The following is a 22,554-nucleotide window of genomic DNA, read 5'->3' as shown; positions in this document are numbered from 1 at the left end:
ATTAGCCTTTGGATAACAGTAGTTTTCAAGATAGGAGAGAACATGATGAAAAAATGGCTGAGTGAAGCTAGAAAGCATCTAATGACAGGCATTTCCTACCTTTTGCCGGTTATTATTGCAGGTTCCCTGATTGTTGCGGTGTGTAAAATTATTGGACTGACGATGGGGGTCACGGACTTCGGCCCCTATGCCGATAAAAGCGGATTTCTTCATATTTTATACTTGATGGAAAATGTCGGCTGGCGCGGAATTGGGCTGCTGAACATGGTGCTGGCCGGATATATCGCCTACTCGATTGCCGATAAGCCTGCGCTTGCTGCGGGGCTGATTGGTGGCGTACTGGCACAGGAAACGAACGCTGGTTTTCTGGGCGCGCTCGTCGCCGGGTTCTTTGCCGGATACCTCACCCTGTGGGTGAAAAATAAAGTGAAAATCACAGGCCCAGCCGCTGGTTCTGTTCCACTGATTATTTTACCGCTCATTACCGTAGGCTTAACGGGGATTCTCATGTCCGTCATCCTGGGGGACCGCTCAGTGCGATTAACGAAGGACTGGTTAACTGGATTAAGCATATGAGTGAAAGCGGAACCAGTACTCTGGTGCTTGCCCTGATTTTGGGAGCCATGATCGGGTTCGACCTTGGCGGTCCTGTCAATAAAGCAGCCTGGATGGCGGGAAATGCGTTATTCCTGTCAGGTGTGTATTTGCCTAATATTTTCGTAAACATTGCCATCTGTATTCCACCATTGGGCTATGGACTTGCGACTCTGATTCTGAAGCATCGTTTTTCCAAAACGTATCGGGAAGCTGGAAAAGGCTCGGTAATCATGGGTGTTATCGGAATCACCGAAGGGGCTATTCCCTTTACGCTGCGCAACCCTGCCAAGCTGATTCCGTTGAACATGATTGCCTGTGCGGCAGGTGCGGCATTGACAGCTTTGTTGGGCGCACATGTCATCATGCCTCCAATCGGCGGCCTGTATGGCGCGATATCTGTAGGTACTCCGTTTGCTTATCTCGCAGGAGGGATTACGGGAGCTTTAATCATTGTAGCGGGAACCCTGCTCGTCAACTTCCGTGAGGAAGAAAAGCAGCAGGCAGATACGAAAGAAGCGTCCGTCAAGAAAAATGGAGAAGACATCGAACTGGTATTTGACTGAATTTTTCCTGAACTTCACTAGATAAGTTGAATTCGAAAAATGCACATTAAAACGAAGTAGACGGAATGGTGCTGTACAAGCGAAGCGGTCGCTTTTGTCCCCGGATTTCTACTCTGATTATAGGCTTTATTCCAGAAATCCGGGGGCGGTGGCGATGGGAAGCATCATCCGACTGCGCAGTGGCACAATATGAAACTTTTAAGTTCAGCTTATATAAATAGAAGATAGATAACATGGAGGGAGATAGAGATATGAACCGTACGAAAGTCCATGTCATTCCACATACTCACTGGGATCGGGAGTGGTATTTTACCACTTCCAGATCCAAAGTTTACTTGGTAAAGCATGTGAAAGAAGTGCTGGATGCGTTAGAAAATGTGGACGAATTCAAGTATTACCTGCTGGATGCCCAAGGGTCCTTACTGGATGATTACATCAAATGGTGTCCCGAAGACGAGGAACGCATTCGCAGCCTTGTGACGGACAAGCGACTGATGACCGGGCCGTGGTATACGCAGACGGATCAGCTAGTCATTTCCGGTGAATCCATGGTTCGCAATCTGTACTATGGCATGGAGACAGCGCAGAAATATGGTCATGCGATGAAGGTCGGTTATGTGCCGGATGCCTTCGGTCAGTCGGCGCAGATGCCGCAGATTTATCAGGAGTTTGGCATTCGGCATTTTCTGTTCTGGCGCGGTGTGGCAGATAATACGAACCCGAAAACTGAATTTTTGTGGAAGGGCTCGGATGGGAGTCAGGTGTTTGCGGTTCAAATACCGTTCGGGTACTACTATGGCGGTAATATTCCGGAGGAACCCGGAGAACTTGAAGCATATCTGGACAGCCAAATCGGCGCGCTGGAGGAAAAAGCGTCCACTCGCCATGTTTATTTTCCGAACGGCTTCGATCAAGCGCCTGTACGCCTGAATCTGCCGGAGCTGATCCGCAAGTTCAACGAGCTTGACCCGGAACGAGAATATGTGATGAATGAGCCGGAGCGTTTCCTTGAAGAAATTGAAAAGGACAGCAGCGATCTTCCTGTGCTGGAAGGAGAGCTAATGGAAGCGAAGCATATGCGTATCCATAAGTCGATCTTTTCTACGCGAGCTGACCTCAAGCAGCAAAATAACTATATTGAAAATTTAATCGTAAATACGCTGGAGCCAGTCCTGTCAATCAGTCATGCGCTGGGACATGAATATCCGCATCATATCGTGAAGGATATCTGGAAGCTGATGTTTGAAAATGCTGCCCATGACAGCATTGGTGGCTGCAACAGTGACACGACGAACCGGGATGTGGCTTTTCGCTACAAGCAGGCACGGGATATCGCGGAAAATCTGCTGGAGCTGCATAAGCGCCTGATTGCTTCAAAGATTAAACAGGAGGAGACTTTTGCCTTCACCATCTTTAACACATTGCCTTATCCGCGTAAGGGCGTTACAGAGATTGATGCTTATTTACCGGAGGGAAGCTTTGTAATTCGGGATACGAACGGACAGCAGCTTCCGTATACGATTACCGAAAAAGTGGAACAGACGGATTACGTGCTTGGTCAGCATATTTACCTGAATCCGAGCAAAAAAGTGTATCTGCCTGAACGTGTATTCCGTGCAAAGCTTCTGGTAGAGCTTCAGGAAGTACCTGCTATGGGATATACGCAGATTGTATTTGATTTCAGTTCGACCGGGGATGCCACGGCAGAACGTAGTAATGGAAACTGTATTGAAAACGAATTTTATAGCGTAGCTGTACAGGAGAACGGGGCATTAAGCATTACGGATAAAATCTCGGGACGTGTGTACGCGGATCAGATGGTGTTTGAGGAAAATGGGGATGACGGAGATTCCTATAACTATTCTCCGCCGGAACGTGACCTTACGGTTTCTTCGCTCGGTGCTGATGTAGAGACTATCACCTCTAAAAGTCCGGTAGCCGAGGAGCTGTCCCTCCGTATGAAGCTAAAGGTTCCGTACGATTTGAATGAACGCGCCGCTGCCATAATCTCTGCGGAACTGCCGCTACAGGCATCCGTCTCCCTGCGTAAAGGCGAGCGTCTGATCCGTTTCTCGGTAGATGTGGACAATCGCGTGCTGAGTCACCGTCTGCGGGTGCTATTTGACACCGGGATTGCTTCCAAGCTTTCTATTGCGGATCAACCGTTCGGAGTCATTGCCCGTTCAACAACGCTGGAAGAAGTAGAGGTGTGGGAACGTGAGCAGTGGACAGAAAAACCGATCACGATTGAGGCTCTGCAAAGCTATGCTGCGCTGAACGATGGTTCCCGTGGAGTAGCGGTGCTGACCGGAGGCGTACGGGAATATGAAATCATAGGCTCAGAGCATGATACAATAGCGCTGACGTTATTCCGTACTTTCGGGTTTATGGGCAAGGAAAATCTGTTGTACCGCCCGGGACGCGCTTCGGGAGAAAAGATCGTAGAAACGCCAGATGCGCAGCTCATTGGCGAGCTTTCATTCACTTTTGCCCTGCATGTGCATGAGTCCGGTTTTGATGAAGCCAATATAGCTAAAGCGGCCAAGGAATATTTAACGCCATTGACCAGCTACCAGTTGTCTGACTTCCTGAATGGTCGTTTAATTTTCGCCTTCCGTGACGAAGAAAGAATATTTGAGCAAAACTACAGCCTGCTTTCCTTTAGCGAGGATTCGAATGTGATCCTGAGTGCATTCAAGAAAGCAGAGCATACGGATGGATATATTGTGCGTGTATTTAATCCTTATTTGGAGAAGAATGCAATCGGACGGATCGCTTTTGGTGAATCGGCCCACTACGAGCTGGCTTCGCTGGATGAGCGCTCCAAGGGAGAAACGTTGGCCTCATCGGATGCTGAAGGTGCACCATTGCCGGAGTTGGAGCATTGCAAGCTGTTGACGGTACTGGTGACGCCTGAGTCGAAGTAACGCGGAAACAAAACATGGTTTATTGGAAAGGAGGTCTTGAATCTACATGATTTTTCCTTACAAACGCTTGAAAAAGCTGTACCAGCTCGTCAGTGGAAACGATCAAGGCTGGTCTTGGACCACCAAAGCGCTGTCCGAGCGGCTGGAGGTCACGGAGCGAACGGTCCGTGATGATCTCAAAAAACTGGGCGGTATTCTGAATGAATATGGAGCACGTCTGGAATCCAAGAAGGGTAGCGGCTATACAATCATGGTCGTTGATCCCGAAAGATACCGTTTATTCGCTGAGGAAGGTCAGGAAGAAACGGAGGTAAGCGGGCGGCTACCGGGAGCACCGGAAGAACGCATAAGGTATGAGCTATTCAAGCTACTGAATACGGGAGAATACGTGAAGATGGAAGACCTTGCCGATGAACTGTACATTAGCCGGGCGACCATGAATAATGATTTTAAAATTATCCGGCGGATTCTGGATGATTATGCTCTCACCCTGCGCACCAAGCCGGGATATGGCGTGAAGGTGGTCGGGGAAGAGAAAAGTATCCGTTACTGTCTCGCTGAGTATGCCGATGTACGCGATGAAGAAGGACAACGCAGCGGTATGCCTTTGGAACAGCAACAACTGTTTCAGGGGCTGGATTTACCGCGAATCCGTGCAATTATTTTGAAGCATCTGCGTCCCAACGGCATCAAGATGGCGGATTTGGCACTGAAAGACCTGATCACCCATCTGGCGGTTATGGTACTGCGAGTGAAGGAAGGGCAAGGATTGGAGCGCTTTGAAAAGGTGGCAGGCGGTCAGCGAGATATTGAATTGGCTACTGCCATTTTGAGTGAGATGGAGGAGGCTTTTGACATCACCTGTCCTTCAGGGGAACTGGATTATGTCCTGCTGCATATCGTCAGCAAAAAGATGGCCGAAACCGAGTGGGAACGTCTCCAGTCTGACCGTCTTTTCTTGGCTGTGCACGAGATGCTGACCTTTGTCTATGAGCGCTTCACCTATGATTTGCGTGACGATGAACGGCTGTCCCGGGACTTGTTTGTGCATCTGAAACCGATGCTGACCCGGCTGGAGCATGGCATGAACATGCGTAATCCGTTGCTTGGGCATATCCGCAAGTATTACCCGCTTGCTTATGAAATCACGGTCGGTGCAGTAAAAGAACTGCAAAAATCGTTCCCGTATGAAATCAACGATAACGAAATTGGTTATTTGGCGCTTCATATCGGAGCCGCGTTGGAACGAAAATATAATATTCCGCATCGGCGTCGTAAAACTGTGTTGCTGGTGTGTGGCTCCGGCTACGGAACCGCCCGGATTTTGGAATCCAGGTTGCGTTCGCTGTTCGCTGAGCTGGATGTATCGCGGGTGGTTTCACTTCGGGAATACGAGGAAATGTCTACTGTCGACGAGGATTTGATCGTATCCACGATCCACTTGCAGCAGCGTAAGGATAAACCGTCGGCGGTGATTAGCCCGATTCCTTCGGAACGGGATATGGAGACGATCACGCGGATGGTGCGTGCCAGCGATGAGGAGCAGGAAATCTCGCTGCTGCGGTATTTTGACCAGGACTTATTTATGACCCGATCCGATCGGCCGAATAAAGATGCTCTGATTGAAGAAATGAGCGGTATTTTGAAGCAAAAAGGAGTTGTGACCGACAAGTTTCTGCCAGCAGTCAAGGAGAGGGAGAAGCTGGGATCTACGGCACTGGATCGAGGTATGGCAATTCCCCATCCCCTGGAGCTAAGCTCTAACCGGACGGTCGTAAGCGTATGTCTGCTGAAAAAGCCGATCCAATGGGATGCCAACCATGAGGTTCATGTTGTATTCCTGCTTTCCATCTGCAAAGAGGACTATGAGCAGGCGATGGGGATTTACGATCTGTTTGTAGAGCTGATTCGTCAAGAAGAAACGCTGGAACGATTAAAGCATTGCCACTCCTTCGATGCCTTTATGCTAATAGCCCGTCAGGTGCTTGCAGTCAAGAGCAATGATTTTCATTGAGGGCTGCCCAGCCTATATTGCCAATATATTCAGTAAAAAAGGGACTCTTTAGGGTCTCTTTTCTGCTTTTTTAATGAACATTAGATGATTGGGACTGGCGAATATTACCCAGCATTCTTAATAAACCTAATTTGAAGAATTTTTTTGATATTTGATCTGCTACCGATTAATACACCACAAAAACAAAAGTGGTCAACCAGTAAAAACTGGCTGACCTCATAATATGATTGAGAACGCCATCCAAAGCCATCGTCTCCGAAGCTACGGTTATGGTCTATTTGCGTGAATCCATTTTTCTCCTGTTCGCTCGCAATCCTCATCTATCCATAACTAAAATAATCCAATACAAGCAGGAAATGTCTGTTTTTAATCTACATACCATCTTTTTTCATAGAATTTACAATTCTGCAATGATTTATATAATCTGCATCTGTTTTAACTTCACTAGCTTGATTGAGACCGTATGGCCAAAAATGATTTCTGTCTCCATGTATTTCGTCAGTATTCTTCCCTGTAATCGATCTTAGCTCGGCAGTTGCATTGGCGCCTTGCCAAATTCTAGTCGACATTAACGAACTATAAACGCTGTTCTGTCCCACTCCCATTGTGTGACCCGTTTCATGCATAGCTGTGGCGGGAACCATAAACCCTCTGTTCGTGCCAAAGCTAATTGTGCCGTTGAAACTTCCTTCAGCTGTAGGTACTCCTGGTCTATAGTATATAGTAAGATGCTTAGAAATATCAGTGAAATTATTATAGTATTCTACCGTAGTATCCATAGCTCGGGTGATTCTTTCGTATGCATCCAATTGATCGGCTGTAGGGTTAGCTGACTTCACGAGGGTGTATGTTACATTTCCTTTAATCTCTCGCGCGATGTACCACTGTTGGTTAGAGGCATTGGTATCGTTATACGCTATGATTTTAGCACCATCGGCAGTACTATTTTGAAGTACATCCAGGACCTTGCCGCTATCACGGTTGACTATTTTGAAATAACCTCCAACAGCATTAACTAAACTCCAATTCTGGCTATTGCTTCCTGAATCATCTGCCAGTATAATTCCATCAGCAGATACATCCATAACCTTGTTGCTGCTACTGTTAACAATTTTATAATACCCATCGCTTACAGCAACAAAATTCCACTTTTCGCTTGTTACCTTATTAAGGCCCATTTGTACAACAGTTAAACTAGTTGATGGATCAAGAAGCTTTCCGCTCGTTCGGCCTACAATCCTATAATTTACACCTTCTACAACAGCACTGCCTTGCACTTCATTATCAGCAGCGGAGACGACAGATGCCAGACTGGAAAGAGAGCCTAATAAAGCAAACACACCTAAAAGAACGATAAACCTCTTAAAATTTTTTAGTTTCAATATAAACTCCTCCTCATAATGATTTCACATACTGTTTTTATGGTGGATGCACAAAAGTTATGGAACAATTTGTAAAGTGGTGAAAATTGTATTCTACTTTGGTTCTCTTGAGCCTCCTTAAGGAAACTGGTGAGTTTTACATCATTAATCCAAATATTTTTGGTTCAACAAGTTTTTCATATTTCGCCCTCCTTTTGTTAAGGGTCGATTCAATTTTTCTTGCCTCTGTTTTTAGATTAAGATCGACTTTTTATATATTTAGGAAACTCTGATATATTATCGGAAGAAAATTGTCGAAAATTAATAGACTTTGTGAAAATAGTATTTCGTATGATCAAGCACAATTTCCTTTTGCCCCATTTTCTCGCTTGTTTTTGCTTTGGGTAGATTACCCGTCGAATGGCTGGTGCGCATTCATTCTATGGTTCAGAAATATAACCTCTTTGAGCTTATTCAGGTTACATAATTTGGTTAATCAACAGGCCTGATATGGTATATAAGTATAGGCTTTTGTTATGATTATAATTTTATTTATTTTTTTCTAGCCAATTGGAAAAATAGCTTGTCAGCCTGTGATTTGGTAGTCTTATGTAAGAGTTTGAATGGGAGAAAGCTGTATATGTTATTTCATTGAAAAGGGGCAAGTGAGATGCTACAACCACCACTAAAGGATGAACTGACTCGAATGCTGGAAGAACATTTACTGGATCAGGATTTTAAAGATGCAATTCTTCAAGATGCCCAAGATGCTATACAATTTCATGTGGAGCATGAAGAAAATTATGAACACGTTGGAAACAGTCGGATAGCTGGATATCCGGATCTGCCGCCCACGATAGAGTGGCCTTGTAATTCGGATGGAGAATATTATACATTTATTGCTCAAATTAATGTAAGCGAGCTGCCTTTTTCGCCATATGAGGGATTTCCTAATCAGGTATACATAAGGTGCTGGAGCAGCATGCGTCATCGGAGGCGGTCGTATTTGAACTTTAAAAGCCCTTCCAGCTTCTCATGAGGGAAGCAGTGGAAGGGCTTTTGTTATATCTACTTGTCTATACGGTGAGCGTGCTTATTTACACCCGTTGCACGGTAAACTCAAACTCCAGCTTCTGATCGGCTGCAATTTGGTATTCCTCGTGTACGGGAGCGCCCCAGCTATCGTCGCCGCCTACGCCCATTTGCTTGCCAGCCACCGTGACGACGGTGTAGTAGACGTTTGGCAGCTCATACTGATGGTATGCACTTTCCAGCTCGAACGCTGTGTACGGTGAAATGTTGCATTCCACAGGCGCGGTTGCCGGTGCAGTAATGCGAATACCTCGCTGAGAATCGTCAGTAATATCGACACGGCGTACGCCTGTACGGTTACCGGATTCCTGTGGCACGACATAACCGGATACGTTATCCGCAGCTTCGTTGCAGAATACGCCGAGTCTCGCGCCGAAGGCACGGTCGATGTAATTCTCCTCCGGACCCATCGCGTACCAGTCCAGATGGCGGTAGTCTGCCGGAACCTTGAACGAGAGCGCAAAGATCGGCAAGTTAGGCAACCCGGAGACGCCTTCATAAGTGGATTTCACTTTCAGGCTGCCATCGGCAAAGACGGTATATGCCACTGCTACCCGTACGTCTGCATGAATGCTCAATGTATAGCGGAACGTAACGGTTACACGGTCTGTTTGTTCTTCCGTGACTTCAATCTCCACGCATTTGCGTGTCAGACTCGCAGCAAACCAACCGCCCGCTTCAAACCCAAGCGCTACACCCCTGTCATTGTCTGTGGTTGCACGCCAGAACAACGGTGCGGGAGGAATAGCGATCATCTCGCGTCCCGCGTAGCGCAATGAAGTCAGGCTGCCTGCTCCTTTGGAGAACATGGCGCTGAAATCTGCACCATGGACGCCGATGTTAACATCTCCATGCGCGACTCGAAGGGCACCGCCCGTAGGAGCCTTTTGCGGACGGGTATCTTCCACGATGAAAATATACTGCCCAAAGGCTACTTCATATCCAGCCTCCGCCCACAGCGTAGCTTCTTTCAAGACCAGAGACGTGTGAATGACGTATTCACCAGGCGCGTCTATTCCAGCCGTATCTGTCAGCGTCAACGCAATATGAGCTTCTGTCTGTGCCGCCACATCCACTTGAATCACGTTCCGTGCGATTTCGTGGCCTTCATGAAGCAGGCTGTATACCAACTCGTATTCATCTGTTCCTTCGAACAGATTTTCATTACGAATCGTCACGCCTGTGCGATCCGGCGTGAGCTTCAGATTTTGATACAGGAATTTGACCTCCTGCATCTTCGGTGAAACCTTCCGGTCCGCATAGACAATTCCGTCCGTACAGAAGCCATAGTCTGTCGCACGGTCGTCAAAGTCGCCGCCAAAAGCGAGGTATTCGCGTCCATAGCGATCTTTTTTCATGACCGCCTGATCAATGTAGTCCCAAATAAAACCGCCCTGATACAGCTCGTATTTGTTCTCCAGCTCTGTATATTTGTGCATACCGCCTATCGAATTGCCCATTGCATGCATGTACTCACAGCTAATGTACGGCTTTTGCGGATTGTCGTTCAAATACTGCTCGATATCCGCAGGCTTGGCGTACATCCGGCTTTCCATATCGCTGGCATCATCATAGGTACGATTGTGGAACACGCCCTCGTAGTGTACCAGACGGCTCGGGTCGGTGGCTCGGAAATAGTTGGCTACATTCCGCAGCACTTCACCTGCATAGGACTCATTGCCGCAGGACCAGATTAGAATGGACGCATGGTTTTTGTCCCGTTCCAGCATGGAAATGGCGCGGTCCATAACGATATCCTGCCACTCCGGCAGATTGCCGGGAATGTTCCACGAAGGCTCGACTGCGCCAAGCTTTTGCCAGGAGCCGTGTGTTTCCAGATTCATTTCGTCAATCACATACACCCCGTACTCATCGCACAGCTCATACCACAGAGTCTGGTTAGGATAGTGAGAGGTGCGGACCGCGTTCATGTTGTTTTGCTTGAGGGTGCGAATATCCCATAGCATATCTTCACGAGAAATCGCACGTCCGGTGCGAGCGTTGAATTCATGGCGGTTCACGCCCTTGAAGACGATCCGCTTGCCGTTCAGATGCATCACCTTGTTGATCAGCTCAAACTTGCGGAAGCCAATCTTCTGCGGAATGACCTCGACCAGCGTTCCATCCGGTTCGTAGATTTGGATGAACAACGTATACAAGTAGGGCTTTTCGGCGCTCCAGCGCTGGACTTGATCCAGTGTTGCCGATAGCGAAGCCTTGCCATCTGCAAAATCCGTCTTCAAAGAAGCGACAATCTGGCCCGCAGCATCTTTGACATCGACGGTCGCATAGGCTGCTACTGCTTTTTCCAAGGTCAGCTCCAGCTCCAGAAGGCCCTGCGTATACGAGGCGTCCAGACCAGCCTTGGCATGCAGATCACGTACGTGAACAGACGGGATGGTGTACAGATATACGTCTCTGAAAATACCGGAAAAACGCCAGAAATCCTGATCCTCCAGCCATGCTCCCGTACTTCTTTGATATACCTCAACCGCCAGCTTGTTTTCGCCTGCTTGCAGGAACGGTGTCAGTTCAAAATCGGACGGTGTAAAGCTGTCCTCGCTGTAGCCGACAAAGTGTCCATTCAACCATACGTAGAAAGCCGATTCGACGCCTTGAAAAGAAATGAACACAGGTTGCGCGTCAGAAGCCATATGTTCCGGCAAAACAAAGCTTTTGATATAGCTCCCGACCGGGTTGTGATCTTCTGGAATATGTGGTGGGCGAACATCCGAATGTCCGTCCCACGGATACATCGTATTCACGTACTGCATTTGACCGAAGCCTTGCGTCTGAATATGACCCGGTACCTGAATGTCGCTCCAGCCGCCGTATTCGAAATCGGGGGCATGGAACTCCACCGGACGGCTGGATGGGTTCGTAGCATAGTTGAACTTCCAGCTACCATTCAGGCTATGACGCCAGACCATATCGGCCTGACGCTCCGCTTCCGGAAGTGTAGCGTAATATTTATGATCGGAATAGGCGGGCAGACGATGTACTGCAAACTTGGTTACGTCGGTCAGCCAATCCAGGCTGGGGGTGTGGATGGTCAAGGCGAACACTCCTTATTTTTAAAAATAAAATGAAGGTATTTCACAGCAAGTCTGTTATTTTACCGAGCCTACCATACCTGCTACAAAATGCTTCTGCATCAGGAAGAATACCAGTGCAGTCGGCAACGTGGACAGGACGATGGCAATCATAATCACGCCGTAATCGGGTGCATAGCCAGAGCCGAGGTTCGAGATCAACAGCGGAATCGTTTGATTTTCCGGCGTTTGCAACACGATCAGAGGCCAGAGATAGTTATTCCAGCTCGACATGAACGTGATGATGGCGGCAGCGGCATAAGTTGTTTTCATCGTAGGCATATACACCCGGAAGAACAGACCCAGCTCGGACAATCCGTCCATACGACCGGCTTCCAGCAAGTCCTTCGGAAACATCTTGGTGCTTTGACGGAAAAAGAAGATCAGAAACGCTGTGGTAACTGTCGGAATGACGACAGACGAAAGGGTATCAATGCCGATCCAAGGCAGCGTATTAGAGATACTGCCGAACATCCGATAGAGCGGAATCATGATCGCCGCAAACGGAATCATCATAGACATTAGCAGGATATTGAAGACTACGTCCTTGGCTTTACTTCTGTAGATTTCAAACCCATAGCCTGCCAGTGAGGCAATCAGCATTGCCAGCAGTGTCGTGGAAATCGAGATTTTCGCCGAATTACTCAGCGCGGTAACGATATCCACTTTTTCCAGCAGATTGTGCATATTATCCATCAGATGAGAGCCGGGCAGCAGCTTGCCTTTCGTCACATCAACCGACAGGTTGGTGGCGCTGGATAGCATCCACAGGAACGGGAAAATCGAAACGAACGATATAATAATCAGAAAGGCATACGTAAATAATCTTTTCGTTTTCATCATTTCTTCTCACCTGCCACTTTGAACTGGATGATCGACAAGATAATGATCATAATGACGATGGAGTAGGATACGGTCGCCGCATAACCAAAGTCGGATGAATATTTGAAGGACAGGTTATAAATATATTGCGAAATGGAAGAAGTCGCGTTCCCCGGTCCGCCTTTGGTGATGTTCATAATTTCATCGAAGAGCTGGAGTGTACCAATCGTCGATGTGATGGAGGTGAACAGGATAATCGGTTTGAGCAGTGGAACCGTAATGCTGAAAAATTGTCGAATGGAGGAAGCTCCATCAATACGGGCCGCTTCGTAGATCGAGTTGTCGATGTTCTGGAGACCGGACAAGTAAAAGATCATATTGTAGCCGGTCCAGCGCCATGTGATTGCAATAATAATCGTAACCTTGGCCCAGAAGGGGTCTGTAATCCATTGAATCGGCGTGCCAATCACGTGCAGATTCAGCAATAAGGAGTTTACCAGACCATCAGCCGAGAACAGATATTTGAATACAACCGAATAGGCTACAAGGGATGTAATACAAGGCAAGAAGATCGCTGTGCGGAAAAAGCCTTTGAATTTCAGGTTTTTATCATTCAGCAGTACGGAAATGAACAGGGCCAGAATCACCATCAATGGCACCTGGAAAATCAAATAGATAAACGTGTTCTTTACGGCGGTTATAAACATGCTGTCGGTGAACAGACGTTTGTAGTTATCAATGCCGTTGAAGGTCAGATTAGACCCTGTACCTGTCTTGAAGGACAAGATGAGCGCCTGGATCATCGGATAGAAATAAAAAGCCACAATCATGATCACTGCGATGGATATGAACAACCATCCTGTCATACCTGCCTTGAAACGTGATGTCGTCATTTTGGGCGCGGCTGTCTTCATACCATGTCAACTCCCCATGCAGCAATAAAACCTTGAACTCGAAAGCCCAAGGTTTTAAGTGCTTATCGTTTTATTGTTTAGCCTTGGCTAGATGGACTGTTTTATTTAAGCTGTGCTTCTGCTTGTCCTTGAGCGTCTTTCAGAACTGCATCTACATCTTTGCCGTTCAGGTAGTTTTGAATTTCAACGGTCATAATATCCTCAATGGCGTAAGTGTGCATGCCATAATTGACTTTTGGAACCTGTTTGGTCCATTCTGCGAATTTCTTATAGACTTTGTCGCCACCGAAGTACGGATCTGTCTCGTCATAAGCTTTACCGCTGGAAGCAGCGTTCAATGAACCGACAATTCCAATTTTGCTCAGCATATCTTGATACAGTTCTTGATCTGTTCCAAATGTCTCTTTCAGGAAATCAGCAGCGGTATCTTGACCGTCTGTGTTCAGCACATACCAGGAGCTACCGCCGAGGCTGGAAGCATTCACCGATTCAGGTACATTTTTCAATTTAGGGAAAGGAACAACGGCCCATTTCCCCGATTGCGAAGCTTCGGCTTTGATCGAAGGTGTAATCCAGTTACCTGTAGGTACGGAAGCGACTGCACCGCTGTTGAAGGCGGCCAGGAATTGGCTCCAGTCGGCATTCATTTTAACAATGTTGGCATCGAACAAGGATTTGTACGTCAAGAGTGCTTCTTTTAGAGCTGCATTGCCAGCCAGGTTTGGTGTTTTACCGTCTTCTTTCAGGTACCATGAACCTGCGGATTGGATCATACCGCGGATCAGACCGAGGTCATTCGGATCTTGAGTGAGCATTTCTTTACCTGTTTTTTGCTTCACAGCTTTACCGATCTCAATGAATTTGTCCCAATCAATGTTGGTCAGGTCAGCTACTTTGTAGCCGGCTTGTTCCAAATAGTCCGTTCTTACATACAGACCCATAACACCGGAGTCGAATGGAACACCGTATTGCTTGCCGTTGTAGCTTGTTGGTCCGATTTTGTAATCCGCGAAGTCGGATGCTTTGATGGAGCTGCTCATATCATGGAAGGAATCGGGATAGGCTTGCAGGAAGTTCTGTGCCCGGTAATCCTCGATCAGAACCACGTTAGGCAACCCTTTGGTGGAACCGGAGTTGAGACCGGCATTCATTTTTTGTACGATATCATTTTGAGCATATTCTACAATGTTTACGGTTACATCAGGATGTTTGGCAACGTAGCGATCTTTCGCCAGCTTCAGTGCCGCGATATTGAAGTTCGGGTCCCAAGCCCAGACCGTGATTTCTTTCTTGCCGGAATCCGTGGTAGTCGCGGCTTTCTCGGAATTGCTGGAACATGCGGACAGCAAGATCAAGCTTGCGATCAGCAGAAGGAAAGTCATTTTTTTCATTTCGTTCAACCCCTACTCTTTTTTATATGTTGCTTATTCGTGCTAAACCTTTTGAATGAAAGCGGTTACTTCGTTTATAAATCTAGTTTATCATCCTTGTTTTGCAGGCGTTAGGAATATCTTTATACGGATTGGTCTTATTATTATGAATTATCAAAAAAGGTACCGCTTACATTTGTATTTTATTTTGGTTTAGGTATTTTTTTTAGGTTGAACTAAAGTTGTACACGAAGCGCCACTGCGCGGTCGGATGGTGCTTCCCATCGCTGTTGTATCCAGATTTCTTTATTCAAATTATATAAGGTTGAAATCCGGATACAAAGGCGACCGCTACGCTTGTACAGCACCATTCCGCCCACTCCGTTCTTGTTCCACCTTCTTTGTCTTTAGTCCAGCCTATATTTTTATTAGATAGGAGAGGCGGGTTTTACGATCAATGGCAGTGTCATTTTCACTTTGGTACCCTCGCCTTTTTTGCTGGAGATGGTCACGCCATATTCTTCTCCATATAAAAGGGTAATGCGGTTGTGTACGTTCTGAATGCCGATGCCCGTGAACAGTTGGCGCTTGCTCTTGGGGTTCGGAAGTCCGTCCTGCACAGCATGTCCGTCCATATCCATACCGTCCCCGTCGTCGACTACCTCGCAGATGAGAGTGTCGTCCGTTTTGGACACCAATATATAGATGTGTCCTGTATTTTTTTCATTAAATGCATGGAAAAATGAATTTTCGATAAAAGGCTGGATAATCAGCTTGGGCACATGGTACTCCAGACAATCCGGCGACACAAAATAATTCACCTGTACCCGCTGCCCATAGCGCACGTGGTTAATGAACACGTAATTTTGCATATTGGCCATTTCCTGCTCGATGGTGATCGTTTCACTTACATTGCTGATCGTATTTTGCAGTAGGGAAATGAGTGCGTTGATCGTCTCGGCGGCGGTCTCCTTGTTTCCTTTGAGCACCAGCATTTTGATCGAAGCCAGTGTATTGTACAGAAAATGCGGATTGATCTGCCGCTGCAGCGCAGCCAATTCTGCATTTCGTTGTCCTTTTTGCGTCTCTAGAAGCTTCTGGATATAGTCATTCAGTTCATCCAGCATGTAGTTGTAGGCATGACTTAACTGTCTAACCTCATAGCTACCCGTTACCGGGAGATAGTTATCAAAATTTTTCTCGCGGACGGTCGACATTTGCTTGACCAGCCGGGTCAGAGAACGAATCAGGCGACGGGAAATCAGAAAAACAATTAACAAAGCAATCAACACAATGCCAATGCAGATCAGTACAACGGATTTGACGTCAATAATCTGTCCGATCGCAGTTTGTCTGTCGATCATGTTCACCAGATAAAAATCATAAGAAGGAATGTAGTTGGAAAGAAGGATGCTCTCCTTGTTCATCACATCGGCATTGATGTAATTAAGTCCCTGTTCATTAATTTTTGTGGCATAGCCTAGCAACTCATTGGAACGTTGTCCGATCAGATCCTGACGGTTGCTCGATACAATCAGTCCCGACTTGTCCAAAATGAGTACATCATTGCCGTTGCTTGTGAAGTTGTTATAGAAGCGGCGGAATTCCGGCTCGCGAATGGCAATGTAGATCATGCCATACAACGTACCGCTAGTTCGCTCCATAAAAGCCTTGGAGGCGATAATATACGGTGTCGGTTTCTGCCCGGTATTATTCATTTGCTGACGAAATAGATCCGTATCCAATTGATACATGAGCTGTGTAGGCTGTGCCGCGCTGCGGGCTGTAATCAAACTGTTCTTGAGCTCCTCCGCAGTTACCGGCCAGTAGGACGAGTCGGAATAGAAGCTCCGGCCGTTCATGCCCGTTACGGCGACACTGACATCATAGGCGTCGACATTTGATTTAATCTGCTTCATCTGCTGTGCCATGCCGAAGTAGATTCGCGCTGAGTTAATGGAGTCGGATTGCCCTCCTGTCAGGTAGTTTTTGACCGTTCCATTTTCCGAAGCATGGGTTACGGCATTCACGATAGAATCATTGAAGGACTCAAAGCTGGATTGAATCTGACTGAGTACCTTGGCATTCGTAATGCTGAATGTTTCGGCGAACAGTCGTTCAGACATCCGAATCGTCACCAAAGAGGTCAGCAAGGACACCGCAGTGATGCTGACCACCATAACGACAAATATTTTAAAGAACAGACCTTGATATTTGATTTTATGGATATACCTTTTCATATCAATCTCTTTTCTGCTGGCAGATATGCTCTTGCTCTCTAATGGAGATGCTCCCGGCGATATTGGCTGGGTGAGTAACCCGTTACCTTTTTGAACACTTTGGTAAAATAGCTGGGGTCCGAATAGCCGACGGTGCTGCTAATATCCGAAATGGACATCGTCCCCGACCGCAGCAGCTCAGCAGCCTTTTCAACCCGAATTTTGTTCAGATACTCGCTGAAGCCCTCTGTATGGTGTGCTGTAAAATAACTGGACAAGTAAGAGGGATTAAAATGAAAATATTGACCGAGTGTCGTCAAATTGAGCGTTTCCGCGTGATGTTCTTCGATATATTCCAGCAGCTTCTTCATGCTCGTACTGCTTCCTTGCTGTGTTTTGGCCAGAATCTGCATGTTCGCTTCTTCTAAAAAGGTCTCCAACAATCGCACTGCCTCATGTACGTGAGGGGCATCATTAATTGTTTTGAAATAGGAGTATTTCGCCGCATCCAGTTCCTTCATATCATACCCCTGATTCCCGAGCAAAATCGTAATGTTGAATACGATGTTCCCGAGAAGGGATTTGAATTCAAAAGCGGTGGAGGTATAGTTGCCGGACATAGCGGCTACATAAGACCTCAAATCCTGAAAAGCCGTTTCAAAATGCTCACGCTTCATCTCTTCCGTGAACTGCTTTAAGTTAAACGAGCTGTTCACCTGAACAGGCTTGGGGAGTTCGTCTTCCATCAGGAGCGCGGTTCCCGGGAAGTAAAAGCGATAGCTGAGCAGTTTGGGCAGTTCATCCTGATAGACCTCGCTCATTTGATTAAAATTATCAAACAAACGGCTGATCGCCCAGCCTGTCTGTGGCTCGACTTGCTTCGTCTCCTGAGCTACTTCTCGGACCGCAGCTATCCAGGAGTGTAATTCACGCGGATCAAGATTAGCTAAAAAAACAGCCGCGTTTGCATCAGACGGCAGTTGTCGCAACACGATTTGTTCACAGGCAGATGTCACTCGATCGGTGAGCTTGGAAAATAGGTCCAAGGCAGGGTGGGAGTGGCCTTTTCCCTGTGGTTCCGCCTGCTCCACGCCTATGAGTGTAAAACGGGCATACGGAAATTCCTGCTTCAGCAGTTCCGTGTCATAGTCGATGCTATAGCCGGAAACGAGCTTTTCTATCACATGATCCATCGTAATTTGGTTATTCCCGGCATCCGCCTGATACTGAATGGACGGAATTTTGCGGGCTGTTCTCTGGAGCACTTGCAGCAGCTCATCCGTGTCCAGCTTGGGCTTCAAAATATAGTCAGCAACACCTTGCTGGAAGGTGGATCGCACGTAATTAAACTCGCCGTAGCTACTGAGCACAATGACCTCAATATCAGGATAATTCTGTCTGACAATGCGCGTCAGTTCTTCACCGTCCATGATAGGCATCACGATATCCGTAATGACAATATGGGGGCGCAAAGTCTCAATCAGCGCTAACGCTTCTTTTCCATTAGAAGCCTCGCCTACAATGCGAAATCCATACTGTTCCCACGATAAATGATGCTTGATCCCTTGCCGTACCAATATCTCATCATCTACAATCAAAATATTGCATAGCTCTTTCATGGCAGCACTCTCCGTAATTATACCTATTCAAAAAAAGACCTCCATAAGGCGGACGTCATATCATTTGAGATACATAGTTGATAACGCTTCCAACTTAGCTTAAATATAAAGCATTTAATCCTTACATGCTAACATAAACCTCTGTCTAATCCAAAGGTAATTTAGTTCAAATGGCATGTAAAACGACAAAAAAGGCCGCCGAGAAGATCTCGACAGCCTGAGTAAACCGGGCTACCTTTACCTTAAACGGTACCCCATGTTCGATCACCTGCCAAATATTTTTCAGTCAAAATAGACAGCAGTTGAATGCCAACCTCATTGTGGCCCCCTTCAGGGAGGATCAGGTCAGCGTATTTCTTGGAAGGCTCAATAAATGCCTCGTGCATGGGCTTAACCGTACTCAAATAGTGATCATGGATCGACTGAATGGTGCGGCCTCGCTCCTCAATATCCCGAAGTACCCGGCGAAGTATACGCACATCCGGATCGGTGTCGACAAATACCTTGATGTCGAGCAGTTGACGGAGCTTTTCGTCAGACAGTACGTGCAATCCTTCCAGCATGACGATATGATTCGGCAGAAGCTCTACCGTCTCGTCAGTGGAACGGGCATGAACTGTAAAGTCATATACTGGCGCTTGAGTCGCTTGTCCTTTTTTCAGACATTGGAGATGCTCGATAAGCAATTCGTTGTCAAAGGCAAACGGATGATCATAATTGACCAAAGCACGTTCGTCATAGCTCAGATGTGAATGGTCTTTATAATAGTTATCCTGAGATATGAAAGTCACTTTATTAGATCCCAGACGATCAACGACAGCGCGTGCTACCGTTGATTTACCGGAACCCGTACCGCCGGCAATACCAATAATAAGCATGGCGTTTCACTTACCCTTCCCTGAATATATCCCGATACAACTCAAGTATTGTAGCACAACACGCACTTTTTTTCATCAATGCAGAGCATTGTATTTCTTCCACTTTCGTATCTTGGCTCTGAATGTTTTAAACGGTGCCACGGAGTTGATGTGAATCCATCTAGCCATGGGCCACTTCGGATTACTGCCTGTCCACTTGTGAACACCCTGCGTAAAGAGTTCTTCATGACTTAGCGTGTCAATCCAATCCAGCCAATTTTGCTCTGTCAGCTTGAATAGTTGGCGTAATTCATGTAAAGAGTGGTGGGTGTAGGTTTTGTAAAAGGATTGGTAAAGCTCGCCTAGTCTGTTCCATTTATAATTTGGTGCAGGCATGATGACGGGTTTTCCTTCCTTTTCGTCCCTGTCCCATGACATGACAAGATGGAGCCATCCAAGCTGGTAGGCAATGATTTCTGCAGGTGTTTTATCTACTTCGGGTATCCGGATATCCTTTTGGTTCTCGTCAACCTCCTTGTATTCACTATCTAACAGTAAGTAGGAGGCATGAATCGCTTCTTTTAACTCGGTTTTGGAAGCGTAGTGGTAGCTGGGCATCTAATCACTCCTATAGGTTCTTTTCATTATACCGACCTCTCTAAATGTATCACTTTAAACATGACAACCTTATGGCTTATTCAAAAAAATGTTTTATGTGGTTTTATGAAAGGGCAATTGGTATATTCACGAAAAAGGATGCAAAATTAATAGAGAATTTAAACCAAAAGATAAGTAATTCGACATATTTTAATGTTATTTTATAAGTCTATAATTATTAGTGTATTGCGCTAGCGTATATTGTTTGGAAAGGCCGTATGGCACAAACAGCTGTACAGTTATGTTGGTTGGTTCTTATCAATTTATCTAAAAAGGAGACTATTACATGAAGTCGAGTTTGCTGAAAAAATGTGCAAGTGTAATGTTGAGCAGTACGATGGCTCTGTCTTTGTCGTTACCGTTACTAGGTCATGCACATGCAGATGGGAATTTACAGGTAAGTGATGATTTTGAACAAGGGGAAGCTCAAGGCTGGACAGCAGGTTCAGGGAACTGGTCTGTTGTCGCGAACGGGAATGGCTCTACATACCAGCAATCTAGTCAAAGCGAAAGCCATTCGGTTAAAGGTAATGCATCATGGACCAACTATAGTGTGCAAGCAGATGTATATGTAGATGATTTTAATGGCTCCAATCGGGTATATGTTGCAGGCAGATACACAGATTCCAACAACTTTTATGCTGCATCTTTGTACAACAAGAAAGGCGGAGCACTTGAAATTCGCAAAAAGGTAAACGGTTCTATGAAGACACTGGCTACCAATAACAAATACAAACTGGACACCAATACCTGGTACAGAGTGAAGCTGGAGCTGTCCGGTTCGGACATTAAGATGTATGTCAATGATCAGCTGGAGCTGACCGCAACAGATTCCAGCCTTGCTTCCGGAGCCATTGGTTTGGTAACCTCCAAGGCGGTTGCCCAGTTCGATAATGTTATCGTATCCGGCGCTTCAACCGAAACAGATCCAAGTACAACACCTGTGAATCCAACACCAGGTACAGATAAACCAACTCCTGGGGTAGATAAGAACGCAACCTCAAATATTAACTATAATCTGGCCGGTTTCTCCTATGGTAATACAGGTGGCGGGGAAATTAAGGAAACCGATGCCAATTACAAAAAGGTTTACAACGCTGTAGATCTCAATGAAGCACTTAAAAAAGGTACTAAAGTCAAAGTTATTGAGATCATGAATGATCTTGATTTGGGATGGAACGTAATGCCTGATGCTGCGAAGGTCATGCCTTTTAGCGCAAACAACCCTGTGCTGACAAATCCTGTTTTGAAGAAAACAGGTGTGAGCAAAATCTATATAGAAAACTTGAATGGAATCACGATTTTCTCGGCAAATGGCGCTAAAATCAAACATGCTGGCTTTGTTATCAAAAGAAGCTCTAATTTGATTTTCCGTAACCTCGAATTTGACGAACTTTGGGAGTGGGATGAAGCAACCAAAGGGAACTATGACAAGAATGACTGGGATTATATCACGGTTGAAGGCCAAAGCTCCAAAGTATGGATTGACCATTGTACATTCAACAAAGCATATGATGGCTTGGTAGATGTGAAAAAAGGCAGTAACGGAGTTACCATTTCCTGGTCCTTGTTCAAAGGAGATGACCGCAGCTCCAATAGCTGGGTAACTCAACAAATTAACGCTATGGAAGCAGACAAATCTTCCTACCCTATGTATGCTTATCTGAGAAGCAGTGCAGTAGGCTTGAGTAAAGAAGATATCATTGATATCGCAGCAGGACAAAAGAAAGCGCATCTGATCGGTGCTACTGAGATGGCCGCTGATAATGCAGATTTGGCAGTAACATTGCACCATAACTACTACAAGGATATTCAAGACCGTATGCCGCGTTTGCGTGCTGGTAATGCCCATGCCTATAACATCGTTATGGACGATGCCGGATTGGCTAGAGCCAAAAACAGAATTACGTCCGACATGGCAAAAGCGATTGCTGCCAAAGGATACCATTTTGACGTAGTGGGTAACGGTGCGATTTCCACGGAAAATGGCGCGGTACTGCTTGAAAAATCGTATTTAATTGATGTATTTTCACCAGTTCGTAATAATCAAAAAGACCCTAAAAAAGATGACTACACAGGTAAAATCAAAGCAGAAGATGTTATCTTCTCTGACAACGGTACAGTATTCAGAGGGGGCAGCGAAGATGCGAATAGCCCGTTAGCCCCTTATCCTGTAAAAGGCAAGAGCTTCTCGTGGAATGGATTCACAACGTTGCCATACAGCTACACAGCCGAAGATCCTGAAAACCTGGTTGCTCAATTGACAGCCAAGGACGGAGCAGGTGCAGGCAAGCTGAACTGGTCGAATGAAAACTGGCTTAAAACCGTATACAAAACAGTTGCTTTGAAGGCTGCAGAAACGGTGGAAGATTCCGAATAAGTGTATTGGAAAAATAGCATTGGAATAAGAAGCAGCCAGGACAGATATACTCTGTTCCTGGCTGCTTTTT

13 protein-coding genes and 1 pseudogene are annotated in these 22,554 nt (G+C 46.2%); 5 read left to right on the top strand and 9 right to left on the bottom strand.

The features are described from left to right. The first annotated feature begins 45 nt into the window (after positions 1–45). From ASL14_RS10925 to ASL14_RS10915, 3 genes and pseudogenes are all read left to right on the top strand, one after another. A pseudogene (locus ASL14_RS10925) lies at positions 46–1,160 on the top strand (PTS fructose transporter subunit IIC). 233 nt (positions 1,161–1,393) lie between these two features. After that, positions 1,394–4,087 carry a mannosylglycerate hydrolase gene (gene mngB / locus ASL14_RS10920; protein WP_134911603.1) on the top strand — a complete coding sequence of 898 codons (2,694 nt, stop codon included), beginning with the start codon at positions 1,394–1,396 and terminating at the stop codon, positions 4,085–4,087. 46 nt (positions 4,088–4,133) lie between these two features. Next, complete coding sequence (locus tag ASL14_RS10915; protein ID WP_134911602.1) at positions 4,134–6,101, top strand: BglG family transcription antiterminator; 1,968 nt, start codon at positions 4,134–4,136, stop codon at positions 6,099–6,101. A gap of 371 nt (positions 6,102–6,472) precedes the next feature. On the opposite strand, the gene ASL14_RS10905 is transcribed toward ASL14_RS10915, so the two are convergent. After that, positions 6,473–7,483 carry an RICIN domain-containing protein gene (locus ASL14_RS10905; RefSeq protein WP_189338253.1) on the bottom strand — a complete coding sequence of 337 codons (1,011 nt, stop codon included), beginning with the start codon at positions 7,481–7,483 and terminating at the stop codon, positions 6,473–6,475. A 649-nt stretch (positions 7,484–8,132) separates the two neighbouring features. On the opposite strand from ASL14_RS10905, the gene ASL14_RS10900 reads away from it, so the two are divergent. After that, the gene (locus ASL14_RS10900) at positions 8,133–8,501 is read left to right on the top strand and encodes a DUF1963 domain-containing protein (protein WP_134911601.1); all 369 of its coding nucleotides are present in this window, start codon (positions 8,133–8,135) and stop codon (positions 8,499–8,501) included. A gap of 58 nt (positions 8,502–8,559) precedes the next feature. Here the strand turns inward: ASL14_RS10900 and ASL14_RS10895 are convergent, their stop codons facing one another. From ASL14_RS10895 to ASL14_RS10860, 8 genes are all read right to left on the bottom strand, one after another. Further along, on the bottom strand, positions 8,560–11,610 hold the full coding sequence (locus ASL14_RS10895) for a beta-galactosidase, LacZ type (RefSeq protein WP_134911600.1): 3,051 nt from the start codon (positions 11,608–11,610) through the stop codon (positions 8,560–8,562). Positions 11,611–11,664: 54 nt separating this feature from the next. Then, positions 11,665–12,489, bottom strand: coding sequence for a carbohydrate ABC transporter permease (locus tag ASL14_RS10890; protein WP_134911599.1), 825 nt, complete (start codon positions 12,487–12,489; stop codon positions 11,665–11,667). Next, complete coding sequence (locus tag ASL14_RS10885; RefSeq protein ID WP_025686098.1) at positions 12,486–13,382, bottom strand: carbohydrate ABC transporter permease; 897 nt, start codon at positions 13,380–13,382, stop codon at positions 12,486–12,488. Before ASL14_RS10885 ends, ASL14_RS10890 begins: the two co-directional genes overlap by 4 nt. Before the next feature lie 101 nt (positions 13,383–13,483). After that, positions 13,484–14,773 carry an ABC transporter substrate-binding protein gene (locus ASL14_RS10880; RefSeq protein ID WP_134911598.1) on the bottom strand — a complete coding sequence of 430 codons (1,290 nt, stop codon included), beginning with the start codon at positions 14,771–14,773 and terminating at the stop codon, positions 13,484–13,486. Between the two features lie 407 nt (positions 14,774–15,180). Further along, on the bottom strand, positions 15,181–16,992 hold the full coding sequence (locus tag ASL14_RS10875) for a cache domain-containing sensor histidine kinase (protein ID WP_134911597.1): 1,812 nt from the start codon (positions 16,990–16,992) through the stop codon (positions 15,181–15,183). A gap of 38 nt (positions 16,993–17,030) precedes the next feature. Then, positions 17,031–18,590, bottom strand: a complete 1,560-nt coding sequence (locus ASL14_RS10870) for a response regulator transcription factor (protein WP_134911596.1) — start codon at positions 18,588–18,590, stop codon at positions 17,031–17,033. A gap of 242 nt (positions 18,591–18,832) precedes the next feature. Next, positions 18,833–19,468, bottom strand: a complete 636-nt coding sequence (gene udk, locus ASL14_RS10865; RefSeq protein ID WP_134911595.1) for a uridine kinase — start codon at positions 19,466–19,468, stop codon at positions 18,833–18,835. Between the two features lie 75 nt (positions 19,469–19,543). Beyond that, complete coding sequence (locus tag ASL14_RS10860) at positions 19,544–20,065, bottom strand: ClbS/DfsB family four-helix bundle protein (protein WP_134911594.1); 522 nt, start codon at positions 20,063–20,065, stop codon at positions 19,544–19,546. A 325-nt stretch (positions 20,066–20,390) separates the two neighbouring features. Between ASL14_RS10860 and ASL14_RS10855 the strand changes: the two genes are divergently transcribed. After that, positions 20,391–22,484 carry a pectate lyase family protein gene (locus ASL14_RS10855; RefSeq protein ID WP_134911593.1) on the top strand — a complete coding sequence of 698 codons (2,094 nt, stop codon included), beginning with the start codon at positions 20,391–20,393 and terminating at the stop codon, positions 22,482–22,484. Positions 22,485–22,554 lie beyond the last annotated feature (70 nt).

This window comes from Paenibacillus sp. IHB B 3084 (assembly GCF_001447315.1).
Classification (GTDB): Bacteria; Bacillota; Bacilli; order Paenibacillales; family Paenibacillaceae; genus Paenibacillus.
This window is presented reverse-complemented; position numbering and strand designations above follow the sequence as displayed.

Bases quoted from the DNA above. Each gene is read 5' to 3' on its own strand.
- ASL14_RS10855 (WP_134911593.1), top strand. From the start codon at position 20,391: ATGAAGTCGAGTTTGCTGAAAAAATGTGCAAGTGTAATGTTGAGCAGT.
- mngB (WP_134911603.1), top strand. From the start codon at position 1,394: ATGGAGGGAGATAGAGATATGAACCGTACGAAAGTCCATGTCATTCCA.
- udk (WP_134911595.1), bottom strand. From the start codon at position 19,468: ATGCTTATTATTGGTATTGCCGGCGGTACGGGTTCCGGTAAATCAACG.
- ASL14_RS10900 (WP_134911601.1), top strand. From the start codon at position 8,133: ATGCTACAACCACCACTAAAGGATGAACTGACTCGAATGCTGGAAGAA.
- ASL14_RS10885 (WP_025686098.1), bottom strand. From the start codon at position 13,382: ATGAAGACAGCCGCGCCCAAAATGACGACATCACGTTTCAAGGCAGGT.
- ASL14_RS10880 (WP_134911598.1), bottom strand. From the start codon at position 14,773: ATGAAAAAAATGACTTTCCTTCTGCTGATCGCAAGCTTGATCTTGCTG.
- ASL14_RS10915 (WP_134911602.1), top strand. From the start codon at position 4,134: ATGATTTTTCCTTACAAACGCTTGAAAAAGCTGTACCAGCTCGTCAGT.
- ASL14_RS10860 (WP_134911594.1), bottom strand. From the start codon at position 20,065: ATGCCCAGCTACCACTACGCTTCCAAAACCGAGTTAAAAGAAGCGATT.
- ASL14_RS10875 (WP_134911597.1), bottom strand. From the start codon at position 16,992: ATGAAAAGGTATATCCATAAAATCAAATATCAAGGTCTGTTCTTTAAA.
- ASL14_RS10870 (WP_134911596.1), bottom strand. From the start codon at position 18,590: ATGAAAGAGCTATGCAATATTTTGATTGTAGATGATGAGATATTGGTA.
- ASL14_RS10890 (WP_134911599.1), bottom strand. From the start codon at position 12,489: ATGATGAAAACGAAAAGATTATTTACGTATGCCTTTCTGATTATTATA.